General features: G+C 69.8%; 14 protein-coding genes. 6 read left to right on the top strand and 8 right to left on the bottom strand.

What is annotated here, in order from left to right:
* Window positions 1-90: 90 nt before the first annotated feature.
* Both sepH and serC read right to left on the bottom strand, forming a co-directional pair.
* Window positions 91-1074, bottom strand: coding sequence for a septation protein SepH (gene sepH, locus ACIO52_RS07485; protein ID WP_218716902.1), 984 nt, complete (start codon window positions 1072-1074; stop codon window positions 91-93).
* Between the two features lie 314 nt (window positions 1075-1388).
* Window positions 1389-2510: a phosphoserine transaminase gene (gene serC / locus ACIO52_RS07480; protein WP_402642469.1), complete on the bottom strand. Its 1122-nt coding sequence runs from the start codon at window positions 2508-2510 to the stop codon at window positions 1389-1391.
* Between the two features lie 260 nt (window positions 2511-2770).
* Here serC and ACIO52_RS07475 point away from each other — a divergent pair, with 260 nt between their 5' ends.
* Window positions 2771-3406 (top strand): hypothetical protein, encoded by a 636-nt coding sequence (locus tag ACIO52_RS07475; RefSeq protein WP_402642466.1) that lies wholly within the window; start codon window positions 2771-2773, stop codon window positions 3404-3406.
* A gap of 74 nt (window positions 3407-3480) precedes the next feature.
* On the opposite strand, the gene ACIO52_RS07470 is transcribed toward ACIO52_RS07475, so the two are convergent.
* Entirely contained in the window at window positions 3481-4353 is an 873-nt protein-coding gene (locus tag ACIO52_RS07470; protein WP_402642463.1) for a polysaccharide deacetylase family protein, read from the bottom strand.
* Between the two features lie 205 nt (window positions 4354-4558).
* On the bottom strand, window positions 4559-5680 hold the full coding sequence (locus tag ACIO52_RS07465) for a citrate synthase 2 (RefSeq protein WP_218716905.1): 1122 nt from the start codon (window positions 5678-5680) through the stop codon (window positions 4559-4561).
* Between the two features lie 128 nt (window positions 5681-5808).
* Between ACIO52_RS07465 and pdxH the strand changes: the two genes are divergently transcribed.
* From pdxH to ACIO52_RS07445, 4 genes are all read left to right on the top strand, one after another.
* Window positions 5809-6504: a pyridoxamine 5'-phosphate oxidase gene (pdxH, locus tag ACIO52_RS07460; protein ID WP_218716906.1), complete on the top strand. Its 696-nt coding sequence runs from the start codon at window positions 5809-5811 to the stop codon at window positions 6502-6504.
* A 50-nt stretch (window positions 6505-6554) separates the two neighbouring features.
* Window positions 6555-7856, top strand: a complete 1302-nt coding sequence (locus ACIO52_RS07455) for an MFS transporter (protein ID WP_218716907.1) — start codon at window positions 6555-6557, stop codon at window positions 7854-7856.
* A 271-nt stretch (window positions 7857-8127) separates the two neighbouring features.
* Complete coding sequence (locus tag ACIO52_RS07450; protein ID WP_218716908.1) at window positions 8128-9441, top strand: citrate synthase; 1314 nt, start codon at window positions 8128-8130, stop codon at window positions 9439-9441.
* Window positions 9442-9473: 32 nt separating this feature from the next.
* Window positions 9474-9833, top strand: a complete 360-nt coding sequence (locus ACIO52_RS07445) for an FKBP-type peptidyl-prolyl cis-trans isomerase (protein ID WP_218716909.1) — start codon at window positions 9474-9476, stop codon at window positions 9831-9833.
* Between the two features lie 72 nt (window positions 9834-9905).
* Here ACIO52_RS07445 and ACIO52_RS07440 read toward each other — a convergent pair whose 3' ends face one another.
* Complete coding sequence (locus ACIO52_RS07440; RefSeq protein ID WP_218716910.1) at window positions 9906-10484, bottom strand: Uma2 family endonuclease; 579 nt, start codon at window positions 10482-10484, stop codon at window positions 9906-9908.
* Between the two features lie 81 nt (window positions 10485-10565).
* Window positions 10566-11726 (bottom strand): hypothetical protein, encoded by a 1161-nt coding sequence (locus ACIO52_RS07435; protein WP_402642456.1) that lies wholly within the window; start codon window positions 11724-11726, stop codon window positions 10566-10568.
* 287 nt (window positions 11727-12013) lie between these two features.
* On the opposite strand from ACIO52_RS07435, the gene ACIO52_RS07430 reads away from it, so the two are divergent.
* Window positions 12014-12670 (top strand): hypothetical protein, encoded by a 657-nt coding sequence (locus ACIO52_RS07430; RefSeq protein WP_316573480.1) that lies wholly within the window; start codon window positions 12014-12016, stop codon window positions 12668-12670.
* Window positions 12671-12748: 78 nt separating this feature from the next.
* Here ACIO52_RS07430 and ACIO52_RS07425 read toward each other — a convergent pair whose 3' ends face one another.
* Window positions 12749-13975, bottom strand: coding sequence for a HAMP domain-containing sensor histidine kinase (locus ACIO52_RS07425; protein ID WP_342801890.1), 1227 nt, complete (start codon window positions 13973-13975; stop codon window positions 12749-12751).
* A gap of 137 nt (window positions 13976-14112) precedes the next feature.
* Window positions 14113-14817: a response regulator transcription factor gene (locus ACIO52_RS07420; protein WP_218716913.1), complete on the bottom strand. Its 705-nt coding sequence runs from the start codon at window positions 14815-14817 to the stop codon at window positions 14113-14115.
* Window positions 14818-14845 lie beyond the last annotated feature (28 nt).

Below are 14845 nucleotides of genomic sequence, written 5' to 3'. Positions count from 1 at the left end.
GCTACCGCGACCCCACCGACGACCGCCGATGGCCAACCCACCCCGACGCCGCACCTAGGTCCGGCCGACATCCCGGCGAGGCGGGACGACTCAGTGCCCGGAGCTGCGCACGCCCAGGAGTACGTCTTCCCAGGACGGCATCGGCGCCTTGCCGCGCTTGGCCCGTGCGGGCTTGGCGGCGGGCTTCTCCGGTGCCGGCTCCGGCGCGGGCTGCTCCTTCTCCTGCTGCGCGACCGGCTGACTCGGCGGCGTCGCCGGGACCGGCGCAGCGGGTGCCGGCGCGGCCGGAATCGCCGCGGCGCCACCACCGGCGGCGACCGCGCGCTGCTCGTAGTACTCGTCCAGCGTCGGCTGGGCGGGCCGGGCCGTCGGCCGCGCGGTCGGGGCGACCTGCTCGCGCGGGCGCGGCTCGACCGGGGTCGGCGGTTCCACGACCGGCGGCGCCTTCTCCACCGGGGTGGGCAGGATGGTGGCCAGCCCACGCAGCGCGCGCCCGAAATCAGGATCGATCAGGTCGTTGGCGGGGTCGTCGAGCGGGGAGACCGAGCCGCCGTGCGCGTCCGGCTGGTAGCGCCAGTGCGCGGCGATCTCGGAGTGACCGTGGCGCCACTGCAATTGGGCGACCCAGAATCCCTTTTCGTCTTTCCAGGCGTCCCATTCGGCCTGTTCGATGGTGTGGCCGCGTTCGGCGAAGGCCGCGGTGACGATCTCGTGCAGCGTTTCCAGCGCGGGACCGTCCGGGCGCACCGGATGCGCTTTCTGCGCCAGTTCCGCGGCGCGGGCACGCTCCAGCAACACCGGGTAGGCGAAACGTTCGACTTTGGTGGCCGGCATCCCGGACTCCGCCGTGACCTGCTCGACGGACGCTCCGGCTCGAATACGGGCCTGGATATCGCGAGGACGCATAGACGCTTCCGTTTCGATCTCGATCTGGCCGAATCGTGCGAGGTCGCCGCGCGCCGCCGCGCGGAGCTTGTCGTCGGCGGGCAACCGGAACTTGGTGCCGGACTCGGTGTCGCTGCACACGATGTGCGTGGAGTCGGGCGTCACCCCGATCACTCGAAGTTCACGCACCGTTACCTCCCTATCGCGTCGGCTACGACACCGCCCACTTTCCTAGACAGTAGTGCACATTACTTGCCCACGGCAGCAGACACGCACGACCGAAATCGCGCACCGAGACCCCAGGTCCCGCTAATCTGATCGGCTCACCACACGAATCCTGGTCGTGTGCAGGCAGTTTGGTGATAGATCAACATCAAATACCGGCCCGCGGCGGTGTGACCGAATGCAAATGTTGCGAACCTGCCCAGGCCCAATGCAAAGGGCCGGTGCGCGATGAACCGGAAAATGGTTCACCGGGCACCGGCCCTGATTGCGGTCTTATCTCAGAGCTGACCGACGACCCAGTCGATCGAGCGGGTCAGCTGCGAAACGTCTTCCGGATCGATCGCCGGGAACATGCCGACGCGGAGCTGGTTACGGCCCAGCTTTCGGTACGGCTCGGTGTCGACGATGCCGTTGGCCCGCAGGATCTTCGCGACCTGGGCGGCGTCGACCGCGTCGTCGAAGTCGATGGTGCCCACGACCTGCGAGCGGTGCGCCGGATCGGTGACGTACGGGGTGGCGAAGGAGCTCGACTCGGCCCACGAGTACAGGCGCGAGGACGAGTCGAGGGTGCGCTTGACGGTCCAGTCCAGGCCGCCGTTGGCGTTCATCCACTCGATCTGGTCGGCGAACAGCAGCAGAGTGGCCAGCGCCGGGGTGTTGTAGGTCTGGTCCTTGGTGGAGTTGTCGATGGCGATCGGCAGCGACAGGAACTCCGGGGTCCAGCGGCCCGAGGCCTTGATCTCCTCGACGCGGGCCAGCGCGGCGGGGCTCATGATCGCGATCCACAGTCCACCGTCGGCGGCGAAGCACTTCTGCGGGGCGAAGTAGTACACGTCGGAGTCGGCGATGTTCACCGGCAGGCCGCCCGCGCCGGAGGTGGCGTCGATGGCGATCAGGGCGTTCTCCGAGCCGGCCGGACGCGAGACCGGGATGGACACACCGGTCGAGGTCTCGTTGTGGGCCCAGCCGATGAGGTCGACCGAGGGGTCCGAGACGGGCTCGGGCGCGCTGCCCGGCTCCGACGAGACGACGATCGGGTCACCGATGAACGGGTTGCCCTTGGCGACCGAGGCGAACTTCGAGGAGAACTCGCCGTTGGTCAGGTGCAGCGAGCGCTCGCGGATCAGGCCGAAGGCGGCGGCGTCCCAGAACGCGGTGGTGCCACCGTTGCCGAGCACCACTTCGTAGCCCTCGGGCAGGGAGAACAGCTCACGCAGGCCGTTGCGCACCCGCGCCACGACGTCCCTGACCGGCTTCTGGCGATGCGAGGTGCCGAACACCGAGGCGCCGACAGTCACCAGGGACTGCAGCTGCTCCGGGCGGACCTTGGACGGGCCGCAGCCGAACCGTCCGTCGGCGGGCTTGAGGTCGGCGGGAATGGTCGGGAACGCACTGGTCATGGGGGCGAGTTTAGTGGTCCGCCGATGGTCCGACGCGCACGGGGGCGGGGCTGTGAGGCGGCCCACTCGGGGGCGCGGGCACGGCGTGGCGGGCACCCGGCGTGCTGGGCGGGTGCCCAGCTCGACCCGGTGGACCGTCGGGCCCGGCAGGTGCCCGGAACGCCCCGACCGCGGGCCCCGCGCGGCCGTCACGTCGACCCGGATCGGCGCGTGCGGGGAATTTGCCCTTGTGCGTAGGGCATTCGCATTACGCTTCTGCTATGAGCCTCGCCGTGGCCGACTCGGGTCGGACCCTGCTCGACCGGTTTGTGTGGGCGTTCGGGAGACGGCCGGGATTGCTGGCCGAGAGCTCCCGGCGAGAACTGCTGATGAGGGGGTTACCCGCCACGGCCACCGTGCTGTCGGTGCGATCCCGGCGCGGGGAGGGCGGATACCGGTTCTCGGTGCGGGTACAGGTGCCCGACGAGCTGGTCTACGACGCGCGGGTGCGGCAGCGGGTGCGTAGCCAGGATCTGGAATGGATGCAGCCCGGCGACGTCGTCGGCTGCCGCGTCGACCCGGGCGATCGGGAACGCGTGGTGCTGTTCGTCCCCGAGCTGCCGCGGTCGGGACGCAGCGCGGCCGCCAAGATCCTGGCCAACGGGCGCCGCGCGGAGGCGACGGTCCTGGCGGTCGCGCCGATCGCGGCCGACTACACCGGCCGCGACGATCCGGTGCTGCGCCTGGACCTGGAGCTGCGGGCCTGGGACGAGCCGTCGCCGTGGCGGGTGCGGCTGATCCAGCCGGTGCCGCTGGCCGCGGTCGGGCAGATCGAACTCGGCACCCGCCTCGACGCCGCCTTCTTCACCGTCGATCGCGGCGCCTCCGTCGCCATCGACTTCACCAGCCTGACCTGAATGCCCGCGGCCTGGGCCAGCTGAGCGGCGGTCCACCCGGACCGCGTGTCGGCTACCGGTGGACGACGCTGTGACTACAGGTGAACGAAGGTGAACCCGGCCGCGCGCAGGGCCGGGATCGCGACGGCCATCCCGGCTGCCGTGCCCGACTTCGGCCGGTGCATGTGGGCGAGCACGATGCCACCGGGCGTGGCCGCGCTCATCGCGCGCTGTACCTGCGCGGCCGAGGCGGTGGCGCCGAAGTCGGCGTTGACGGTGAACCCGAGCGGGGTCTCGCCCAGCTCGGCGACGATGGCGACCGCGACGTCGTCGTAGTGGGCGGTGCCCGCGCGGAAGAATCGCGGCGCCCGTCCGGTCAGCTCGAGCAGGCGTTCGTGATTGGCCCACACCTCGTGCACCGCTTCGTCCGCCGACGCCGTGCCCGCGATGTTGTAGGCGGCCCGCCCGGTCACCGACAGCGGCTTGTGCGCGACGCCGTGACTGGCCAGCTCGAACAGCGGGTTCGCGGCGAGCCGCTGCACGCGACCGGGATCGGCGTCGATCCAGCGCTTGTTGAGGAACAGCGTCGCCGGAATCCGCTCGGCGATCAGCAGATCCAGCAGCGCCTGGTCGACCTCGCTGTTGCCCGGCCCGCCGCACGCGTCGAAGGTGAGCGCCAGCTGCTTGCCACTCGCCGGGAATCCGGTGGTGATGCCGGGCAGATCGACACCCCACGCGTGTGGCCGAGCGCCGGCGTGCCGGGCGGCGACCGCGGCGGGTGAGACGGCGGTCGGCGCGACGACGGTCGAGATCGGCCGCGCGGTCGGCGGCGCGGCCACGGAGGGCCCGGCTGCCACCTCGGGCGCGGCCGAATCACCCTGCGCGGCGACACAGCCGGTCAGCACACCCGCCGCCAACGCGGCCCCCGCGCCGAAAAGCTCACGCCGGGAAAACCCCTCGTTCCGCACCGCCCACCCTTATCGATCAGGTCGGCTGAACATTACCGCCGCCGAGCGCTCCACCAGCCGGAACAGGCCGTCGACCGACTGTGTTCCGCGAAACACATCCTGTCGGCGCCGGATGTCGTGGAGACGAACGACCGGTAGATCGACAACGACCGGGCGTCGGCGGCCGGGGTGGCCGTCGACGCCCGGTCGGGCGATGCGGGGTGGGTCAGCCGGCGATGGTGGACCAGCCGGCGACCTCTTCGGGGGTGCGGGGGCCGGGGCCGGTGTAGATGGCGGCGGGGCGAACGAGCTTGCCCAGCTGCTTCTGCTCCAGGATGTGCGCGCACCAGCCCGCGGTCCGGCCGCAGGTGAACATGGCGGGCATCATGTGCGCGGGGACCTCGGCGAAGTCCAGGATCACCGCGGCCCAGAACTCGACATTGGTCTCGATGGCCCGATCCGGGCGACGCTCCCGCAGTTCGGCCAGCGCGGCCTGCTCCAGCGCGGCGGCGACCTCGAAGCGCGGGGCGTCGAGACGCTTGGCGGTGGCGCGCAGCACGCGGGCGCGCGGGTCCTCGGCCCGGTAGACGCGGTGGCCGAAGCCCATCAGCTTCTCTTTGCGGTCGAGGATGCCCTTGACCAGCGCGCGGGCGTCGCCGCTCTGCTCGACGGCCTCGATCATCGGGAGCACGCGGGCGGGGGCGCCGCCGTGCAGCGGGCCGGACATGGCGCCGATCGCGCCCGACAGCGACGCCGCCACGTCGGCGCCGGTGGAGGCGATGACGCGGGCGGTGAAGGTGGAGGCGTTCATGCCGTGCTCGGCGGCCGAGACCCAGTAGGCGTCGATCGCCTCGGTGTGGCGCGGGTCCGGGTCACCCTTCCAGCGGGTCATGAACCGCTCGGTGACGGTGGTGCACTCGTCGATCTTGCGCTGCGGAACGGCGGGCTGATAGATGCCGCGGGCGGACTGCGCCACGTAGGACAGCGCCATCACCGAGGCGCGGGCCAGGTTCTCGCGGGCGGTCTCGTCGTCGATGTCGAGCAGCGGCTCGTAGCCCCAGATCGGGGCGAGCATGGCCAGACCGGCCTGCACGTCGACGCGCACGTCACCGGTGTGCACCGGCAGCGGGAAGGGCTCGGCGGGCGGGAGGCCGCGGCCGAACTGGCCGTCGACCAGCAGGGCCCACACATCACCGAAGGTGACGCGGTTGGTGACCAGGTCCTCGATGTCGACGCCGCGATAACGTAGCGCGCCACCATCCTTGTCCGGCTCGGCGATGTCGGTGGTGAAGGCCACCACGCCTTCCAATCCGCTGACGAAATCCTGTGGTACCGAGCTGGTAGTCATGGTGACTCTCCTTGCAGGGGCATGCCGATCTTTCTGAACCATAGCCCTGGGGATACCGGGTAGTAACGTCGCCCCTGGCCAGACCTGGACCCCTTCCCGGCCCGCGTCCCGGCGTACCGTCTGTCCTCATGGTTGACCACGAACCCGCGACCGCGGCCGACCTCGCCGCCATGCGCGTCGACTACGGCGACCCGCTGTCGGTGCCGGAGGAGACCGACCTCGACGAGACCTGGGTGGCCGGCGGCTGGGAACCGTTGCTGCGCCGCTGGATCGAGCAGGCGCGCGGTCTCGGCATCGCCGAATCCAACGCGATGGTGCTGGCGACGGTGTCGCTGTCGGGCCCGGCCCCGCGCCCGGTCGCGCGCACCGTCCTGTGCAAGGGACTCGCGCCCGAGGGCGTCACCTTCTACACGAATTACGACTCGGCCAAGGGCAACCAGCTCGCCGCCGACCCGTACGCCGCGGCGACCTTCGTCTGGCCCGCGCTGGCCCGGCAGGTCCATCTGCGCGGGATCACCGAGCGGGTGCCCGCCGAGGTGACCGAGGCCTACTGGCAGACCCGCCCGCGCGACTCGCGGCTGGGCGCGTGGGCGTCGCGGCAGTCGCGGCCCGCGGCCTCGCGCGCGGAGGTGGATCGGTCGTTGGCCGAGGCCACGGCCCGCTTCGCCGACGTCGACGACATTCCGGTCCCGCCGTTCTGGGGCGGGTACCTGCTGCGGCCCGACGAGGTGGAGTTCTGGCAGGGCAGACGGGGTCGGCTGCACAACCGGATCGTCGTGCGGATCGGCGACGCAGGCACAACCGTGGAACGTTTGCAGCCCTAACGAGCGGTGGGGTATCTCACCGAGCGCATCCGTTCTGCGATCGCCCGGCGATGGCTAATCTGCGGCGAGTGAAGCTGCTCGCCGACACCGAACCCCTGCGTCATCCCGACTATCGCAGGCTTTGGACCACCAACATCGTCACCGTCATCGGTGCGCAGCTCTCGGTGGTCGCGGTTCCGCAGCAGATCTTCCAGATCACCGGCAGCTCGGGGTACGTCGGCTTGGCCGGCCTGTTCGGCCTGGTCCCGCTGGTCGTGTTCGGGCTCTGGGGCGGCGCGCTGGCCGATGTGATGGACCGGCGCACGCTGCTGATCATCACCACGGCGGGCACCGGTGTGACGGCGGTGGCGTTCTGGGCGCAGGCCGCGCTCGGGACGAACAACGTGTGGCTGGTGCTGGGCCTGTTCGCCGCCCAGCAGGCGTTCTTCGCGGTCAACCAGCCCACCCGCAGCGCGGCCATCGCCCGGCTGCTGCCGCCCGAGCAGATCGCCGCGGCCAGCTCGCTGAGCATGACCGTGCAGAACGTCGGCATGATCGCCGGACCGGTGCTGGCGGGTCTGCTCATCCCGGTGCTCGGCCTGTCGACGCTGTATCTGATCGATGCGATCGCGCTGCTCGCGACGGTGTGGGCGGTGTGGAAACTGCCCGCCTTCCCGCCCACCGGCGACCAGCGCCGGGCCGGGCTGCGCGCCGTCATCGACGGTTTCCGCTATCTGACCAAGCAGCGCATCCTGCTCGCGTCGTTCGTCGTCGACATCATCGCCATGGTGTTCGGCATGCCACGCGCGCTGTTCCCGCAGATCGCGCACGAGACCTTCCACGACCCGGTCGAGGGCGGTGTCGCGCTGGGTCTGCTGTTCGCGGCCATCTCGGCGGGCGCGGTGCTGGGCGGGGTGTTCTCCGGCTGGGTGCCGCGCATCCGCAGGCAGGGCCTGGCGGTGATCGTCTGCATCGTGATCTGGGGCGTGGCGATGATCGGGTTCGGCTTGGCGGTGGGGCTGGCCGGGCACCTGTTCGGGCTGGGGGTGTGGCTGTGGATCGCGGTGGCCTTCCTGGCCCTGGGCGGCGCGGTCGACATGGTCTCGGCGGCGCTGCGCACGGCGATGTTGCTCAACGTCTCCACCGACGAGATGCGCGGCCGTCTGCAGGGCGTGTTCATCGTGGTTGTCGCAGGTGGGCCGCGGATCGGTGATGTTGCCCACGGTTTCGCCGCGGCGAGCCTGGGTACCGCTGTAGCTGCCGCGGGTGGCGGTGTTCTGGTCGTCATCGGGGTGGTGCTCGCCGCACTGGCCTTCCCCGCCTTCGTCCGTTACCGGGTGACCCGCGCGCACACCGATTCACTGGTCAATTGAGTTGTGCGAGAAGGGATTACATGACCATCGCCGATTCGCCCGCGCGGGGGCCCGCCGCCGTGTGCGGCAGCACCGCGCGAGGTCGGCGAACAGGGGATCGGCGCAGGTCGGCAGCTGTGCGCCGACCTCACCGCCGATCGGCCCCGGTGTGAGAACGGCGCAGGACAACCCTGATTGCTTGTCTCGACCGAACAACAGCTAGCGTTAGCGCAAGTGCACCGCGTGCCGACCGCATCGGTGCCTACGGTTCTAGCCTGAGAGGGATCCTTCCGTGCCCGCTGAGAACATCACCAACGTCGCCGATGACGCCAAGGCGGTACTGCAGTACCCCGGTGGCGAGTTCCCGATTTCGGTCACCAAGGCCGCAGAGGGCAACGACGGACTCGACTTGGGCAAGCTGCTGGCCAGCACCGGCTACGTCACCTACGACCCCGGTTTCATGAACACCGCGTCGACCAAGTCGGCCATCACCTACATCGACGGTGAAGCGGGCATCCTGCGCTACCGCGGCTACCCGATCGACCAGCTGGCCGGCCGCTCGACCTTCATCGAGGTCAGCTACCTGCTCATCTACGGCGAGCTGCCGACCCAGGCCCAGCTCGACGACTTCACCGATCGCATCCGCCGCCACACGCTGCTGCACGAGGATCTGAAGCGGTTCTTCGACGGGTTCCCGCGCAACGCGCACCCGATGCCGGTGCTGTCGTCGGCGGTGAACGCGCTCTCGGCGTACTACCAGGACTCGCTGGACCCGCGCGACCCCGAGCAGGTCGAGCTGTCCACCATCCGCCTGCTGGCCAAGCTGCCCACCATCGCGGCCTACTCGTACAAGAAGTCGGTCGGCCAGCCGTTCCTCTACCCGGACAACTCGCTGAGCCTGGTCGAGAACTTCCTGCGGATGACCTTCGGCTTCCCGGCCGAGCCCTACGAGGTCGACCCCGAGATCGCCGCCGCGCTCGACATGCTGCTGATCCTGCACGCCGACCACGAGCAGAACTGCTCCACCTCGACCGTGCGCCTCGTCGGCTCCTCCGACGCCAACCTGTTCACCTCGGTGTCCGGTGGCATCAACGCGCTGTGGGGCCCGCTGCACGGCGGCGCCAACCAGGCCGTGCTCGAGATGCTCGACGAGATCAAGGCCAACGGCGGCGACGTCAAGGAATTCATCCGCAAGGTCAAGAACAAGGAAGACGGCGTGAAGCTCATGGGCTTCGGGCACCGCGTCTACCGCAACTACGACCCGCGCGCCACCCTGGTCAAGCAGGCCGCCGACAAGATCCTGTCGAAGATCGGCGGCGACGACCAGCTGCTCGACATCGCCAAGCAGCTCGAAGAGGCCGCCCTCACGGACGACTACTTCGTCTCGCGGCGCCTGTACCCGAACGTCGACTTCTACACCGGCGTCATCTACCGGGCGATGGGCTTCCCGACCCGCATGTTCACCGTGCTCTTCGCCATGGGCCGCCTGCCCGGCTGGATCGCCCACTGGCGTGAGATGCACTCCGAGCCGCTCAAGATCGGCCGCCCGCGCCAGATCTACACCGGTTACGGTGAGCGTGACTACCGCGACATCGCTGGCCGTTAGTCCGAACTGAAACTATCGAAGGGGATAGCCGAATGACCAAGCCGGAGATCGAATTCCAGGAGGGCCCAGCGCCCACCGAGCTCGTGATCAAGGACCTCGTCGAGGGCGAAGGCAAGGAAGCGGTGCCCGGCGGCACCGTCGAGGTGCACTACGTCGGCGTCGAGTTCGACAGCGGCGAGCAGTTCGACTCTTCGTGGGACCGTGGCGAGTCCATCACCTTCCCGCTGCGCGGCCTGATCCAGGGCTGGCAGGAAGGTATCCCTGGCATGAAGGTCGGCGGCCGTCGCCAGCTGACCATCCCGCCGGAGCTCGCCTACGGCCCCGCCGGCGCGGGCCACCACCTCTCCGGCAAGACCCTGGTCTTCGTGATCGACCTGCTCAACGCGAACTGACCAGCCGAACAACACACTGAGGCCGGGTTCCCGACAGGAACCCGGCCTCAGTTGTCTGTGTGTGAGGAGTGCTCAGCGGGTGAGGTCGGCCATCGGTATTTCGCCGACGACGACGTGACTGAGCGCGACGATGCCGCGATGGATCTGGTGCAATCGGTATTCCCGGGCATGTGCGTCGAGGCGGAACTCGAGTACCTCCTCGATCCCGAACTTGGTGTCCAGCACGACCACGAGATAGAGGGGTATCCCGACCCGCGCGTACTGGGCCTTCTTGTCCAGCAGGTCCTCGGCGGCGGTCGACGGCGACGACACCTCGACCACGATCAACGCGTCGGCGGCTTCGGGTTTCGCTCCCGGCCTGTCCAGGCAGCGGTAGATCACCACGTCAGGGCGGCGAAAGGTGAACTTCGGGACGCGCCACAGCACCACGTCGATGTCGGTGTCGACCCGGATGCACGGTTCGGTACTGGGCAGCCGCTCCATAGCGTCGGCCAGGCGCCGAGCGATGCGATTGTGTTCCGGAGTAGGCGATTCACACACGATGACATGCCCGTGGACCACTTCGATCTCACGCGCCGCGGCTTCCGGCAGCCGGAGGTACTCCTCTTCGGTCATCAGATGAGGGAGCGAATCCGTCGGCTGGATCGTCATGCCGGTGAGCATACCGCCAGGCCGCGAGCGGACTTGTGGTCTGGAAGAAGGCCGATGCCGACGACGCGGGTCGCGATGTCGCTACTCCCGGACGACCTCGACCGGGTCGGTGAGGGCGAGGGCGAGGGCGGAGTTCTGGGTGGTGCTGCGGGCGGGGAGGGCCTCGATGGCCTTGCCGGTCTGGGTGTTGAGGTTGCCGACGATGTTCTGCAGGGCGCCGACGCCGGTGGTCATCTGTTCGATCGCGGAGGTGATCTGGGCGCCGCCCTGTTCGGCGAGAGTGGGCAGGCCCTTGGCGAGTTCGGCGCCCTGGGTGAGCTGGGTGCGGGCGCTGTCGAGCCGGGTGACAACGGTGCGCAGCAGGGTGCCGAGGTCGGTGTTCGGGTCGACGGCGGCGCCGGTCAGATCGGCCAGGCCGGTCAGCTGGGCGCCCGCCTGACTCGAGATGCCGCGCAGCGCTTCGAGCTTGGTGATGATGTCGGCCAGCTGGGGATCGGTGGCGAACGGCAGGGCGCGCAGCAGCGGCAGGACCTGGTCCAGGCCGGTGCTCAGCGCGGTGGCGCTACGCTCCACGCCGGCGATGGTGACGCCGGTGGCGCCGAGCGCGTCGGCCAGCTGGTTCGCCTGCCTGGTCGCGCCGTCCACGGTCTGGTTCAGCAGCTCGATGGCCGAGGTGAGTTCTCCCGCGCCCTGTTTCGCGAAGTCGAGGAACCCGAGCATCTCGCTGGCGCCGCCGCTGAACTGGGCGGCGCCGTCGGCGGCCGCGGTGACGCCGGCGTTGAGCAGCTGCGCGGTGAACTGCACCGAGGTCATCTGATTGCGGGCCTGGGAGACCGCGGCCAGCGCGGCGTCGACGCCGGAGGCGCCGATCCGGTGGGTCACGGCGGCGACGGCGCCGTTGACGACGTTCTCGTCCGCGCCGTCGTGGGCGGTGACGGTGACCTTGGCGCGCTTGGGTTCCGGCGTGGCCAGCGTCGCCATCGACGCGGTGAGATCGGCGGGCAGGGTGATCACCGCGGCGTAGTCGGCCGCGTCGAGCTCACCCGGCTTGGCCACCGTCCACTCGTAGCCGCCGGCGTCCTGGACCGCCTTGGCCACGCGCTCCCCGGTCGGCCCGGTATCGGCGTTGACGAGCGCGAACCCCGTGGGGGAGTCGGCGGTGCCCGCGCACGCGGCGATACCACCACCCGCCAGCGCGACAGCAGCGACGAGACAGACCATCCTGGTGCGTTTTCCGATCACGCCGCCGACGGTATCGAGCGAGTTCGCGCCGGGTCGTGGGAGATGTCTGAGAGTTCGGTGAGGATGGCACGACGGGGATAGCTGACGGTGTGCCGGAACCTGTTCTCGGGCGGGCGATTCCCGCTCATCGGGACGCCAAACGATGTCGTGATATGGCGTGCATCACAGTGCCTTCCATTGTTTCTCCGGGTCCGATACAAATCTCGAGTCAATCGAGATCGAGATTTCATCGATTCGTCCGGGGGGTTCGGGGATTCGCCGGGGGCATCGGGAGGGAGACATCGAACATGTTCCACCGCACCATCACCCGGGCGGGCCGTCGCGCATTCGTGGCCGCGCTGCCGCTGGCCGTCGCCACGTCGCTGGTCACCGCGGGTGTCGCGGCCGCTGACGTCGACACCGAGCGTCAGGCGCAGATCGCCACCGGCCTGGCCAGCGCCGGTGCCGCCGACGGCGTGGACTTCCGCACCACCGTCTCGCCGGACCTGCGCACCATCTCCGCGAGCGTCGACAACGGCCGCTTCGTGATCACCCCCGACGCCGTCACCGTGGTCTCGGCCACCGGTGTCACCGTCGGCGAGGTCCCGCTCAAGTTCAACACCGTCGACGGCAACGCCATCGCGATCGCCTCGGTGGTCTCCGCCGACGGCAAGACCGTGCAGATGGCGCCGCAGCTGTCCGGCGACACCAGCACCGAGCTGAAGGACATCGCCACCAACCCCGAGGCCGGCAACCACGACCCGGTCCAGAACGGTGCGGCCGCAGGCGCCACCATCGGCGCGCTGGCCGCCGCGATCATGTGCGTGCCCGCACTGGCCGCGTTCATCATCGGCTACGTCTTCTGCGCCATCCCGTCGGTGATCTCGACCGCGCTGACCGGTGCCGTGATCGGTGCCGTCATCGGCCTGGTGATCCCGGAGTCGGTGCCGCAGGTGCTGCCCTGATCCCTCGACGAGGCTGATCAATAGCTCCGTGATAGCCCTGTCGTCGCGCCTTGTCGCGGCGGCGGGGCTATCGCGCGTCTAGGGCGTGTCCCGGGCCGGCAGTTCGATGACCAGCCGAGCCCCGCCGAATGCGCTGTCCTCGAAATAGGCCCGCCCGCCGTGCAATTGGGCCTGCTGGGCCACCAGCGCCAGGCCGAGGCCGGACCCGCCCTTGCTGGCATTGGTCCCGCGGGCGAAGCGGGCGAAGACGGCGTCGCGCTCGGCGACCGGCACGCCGGTGCCGTTGTCGTCGACGGCGATGACGATGCGACCGCCGGGCGCGCGATGCGCCGAGACGACGGCATGGGTGGCGCCACCGTGCTTGACCGAGTTGGTCAGCGCGTTGTCGATCGCGAGCCGCAGACCGGCGGGCAGCCCACGGGTGACGAGCTCGGCGTCGGTGTCGATGCGGACCGAGAGGCCGGGGTTGTGGCGCATGGCGTCGTGGGCGGCCTGGTCGCACAGATCGGCCACATCGGTGGGGATGTGGTCGGCCTCGGCGGTGAGGTCGCCGCGGGCCAGGCGTTCCAGCGCGGTGAGCGTGGTCTCGATCCTGGTCTCGTTGCGGGCGAGGTCGTCGAGGATCTCGCGGCGCTGCTCGTCGGTGAGGTCGAGGGTGCGCAGGACCTCGAGGTCGGTGCGGATCGCGGTCAGCGGGGTGCGCAGCTCGTGGGCGGACACGGCGGCGAAATCGCGGGCCGTCTCCAGCGCGGCGGCGGTCTCGGCCTGCGCTTCGTCGACGCGGGCCAGCATGGTGTTCACCGCGTCGGCCAGTTTGACCGCTTCGTCGACACCGGACCCGTCGACCGGCTGGGCGGAGTGGTCGGGGTCGCCGAAGGAACTGCGCGCGGAGACCTGCTTGGTCAGCTTCACGATCGGCCCCACGGCGCGACCGGCCAGCAGCCAGCCCAGCGCCGCGGCCGCCGCCACCGCGATCGCGGCGCCCAGCAGCACCCAGCGTTGCTGGTCCGCGGTGGCCTTGGCGGCCTCGGTGGTCGGGATGGCCAGGGAGACGGTGCGTCCCGCCGGCTGGTTCTCGGTGGTGGTGAGCACCCGGTACGGCTGGTCGTTGACCTCGACGGTCTGCGAGCCCGGCGGCAGATCGGGCAGCTGGGTGGAACTGGACGCGGTGACCTGGCCGTTGTCGCGCACGGTGAGCGCCATGGTGGTCTGCAGACCGGTCAGGTTGACGAAGCCGGTGGCCAGCACCGGCTCGATCAGCACGATCCGCGAGGCGATCTCGAGCTGCTGGTCGGTTTGGGTCACATTGTTGCGTTCGATCGCCTGGAAACCCACGAATGCGGCGATCGAGACGATGATGACGGCACCCGCCGCGGCCGCGCCCGCGACCCGAGTTCGGAGCGAAAACGATTGTCTCCGACGGCGTTTCGGCGGGGCCTCGATCATTTCGGTTCCCGGAGCACGAACCCTACGCCGCGAATCGTGTGCAAAATCCTTGGCGTGTCATCTATTTCGAGTTTGCGTCGCAAGTATCCGACGAACACGTCGACGACATTCGTATCGGCTATGAAATCGTAACCCCACACCAATTCCAGCAGCCGTTCACGCGTCAACACCACACCCGCATTCCGGGCCAGCGTCGACAACAATTCGAATTCTCGTTTGGTGAGCTCGATTTCCTTGCCGTGCAGCAGCGCCCGGTATCCGGCCACGTCGATCTGGAGCGGGCCGACGCTGATCGCGCCGGGCGCGACCGGCTCCGGGGCATCGGTGCGGCGGCGCAGCAGGGCCCGGATCCGGGCCACCAGCTCGGCCAGTTCGAACGGTTTCACCAGGTAGTCGTCGGCCCCGGACTCCAGGCCCGCGATCCGGTCGTCGACCGAGGCGCGGGCGCTGAGCACGCAGACCGGCACGTCGTTGCCCATCGCCCGCAACGCCGTCACCACGCCCGCGCCGTCGAGCACCGGCATGTTCATGTCGAGCACCACCGCGTCGGGCGCGTGCTCGGAGACGGCGCGCAGAGCGGCGGCGCCGTCGCGCGCGACCAGTACCTGGAACCCGGACAGCCGCAGGCCGCGTTCGACCGAGGCGAGGACGTCCTCGTCGTCGTCGACGACCAGGACAGTGGAGGCAGCACGATCGGTCACGCCGCAATCCTAGGGGCGGCGGCCACCA

Source organism: Nocardia sp. NPDC087230 (assembly GCF_044744725.1).
Taxonomy (GTDB): Bacteria; Actinomycetota; Actinomycetes; order Mycobacteriales; family Mycobacteriaceae; genus Nocardia; species Nocardia canadensis.
Note: the sequence above shows the minus strand (reverse complement) of the source record. Positions and strands in the feature narration are given on the sequence as shown.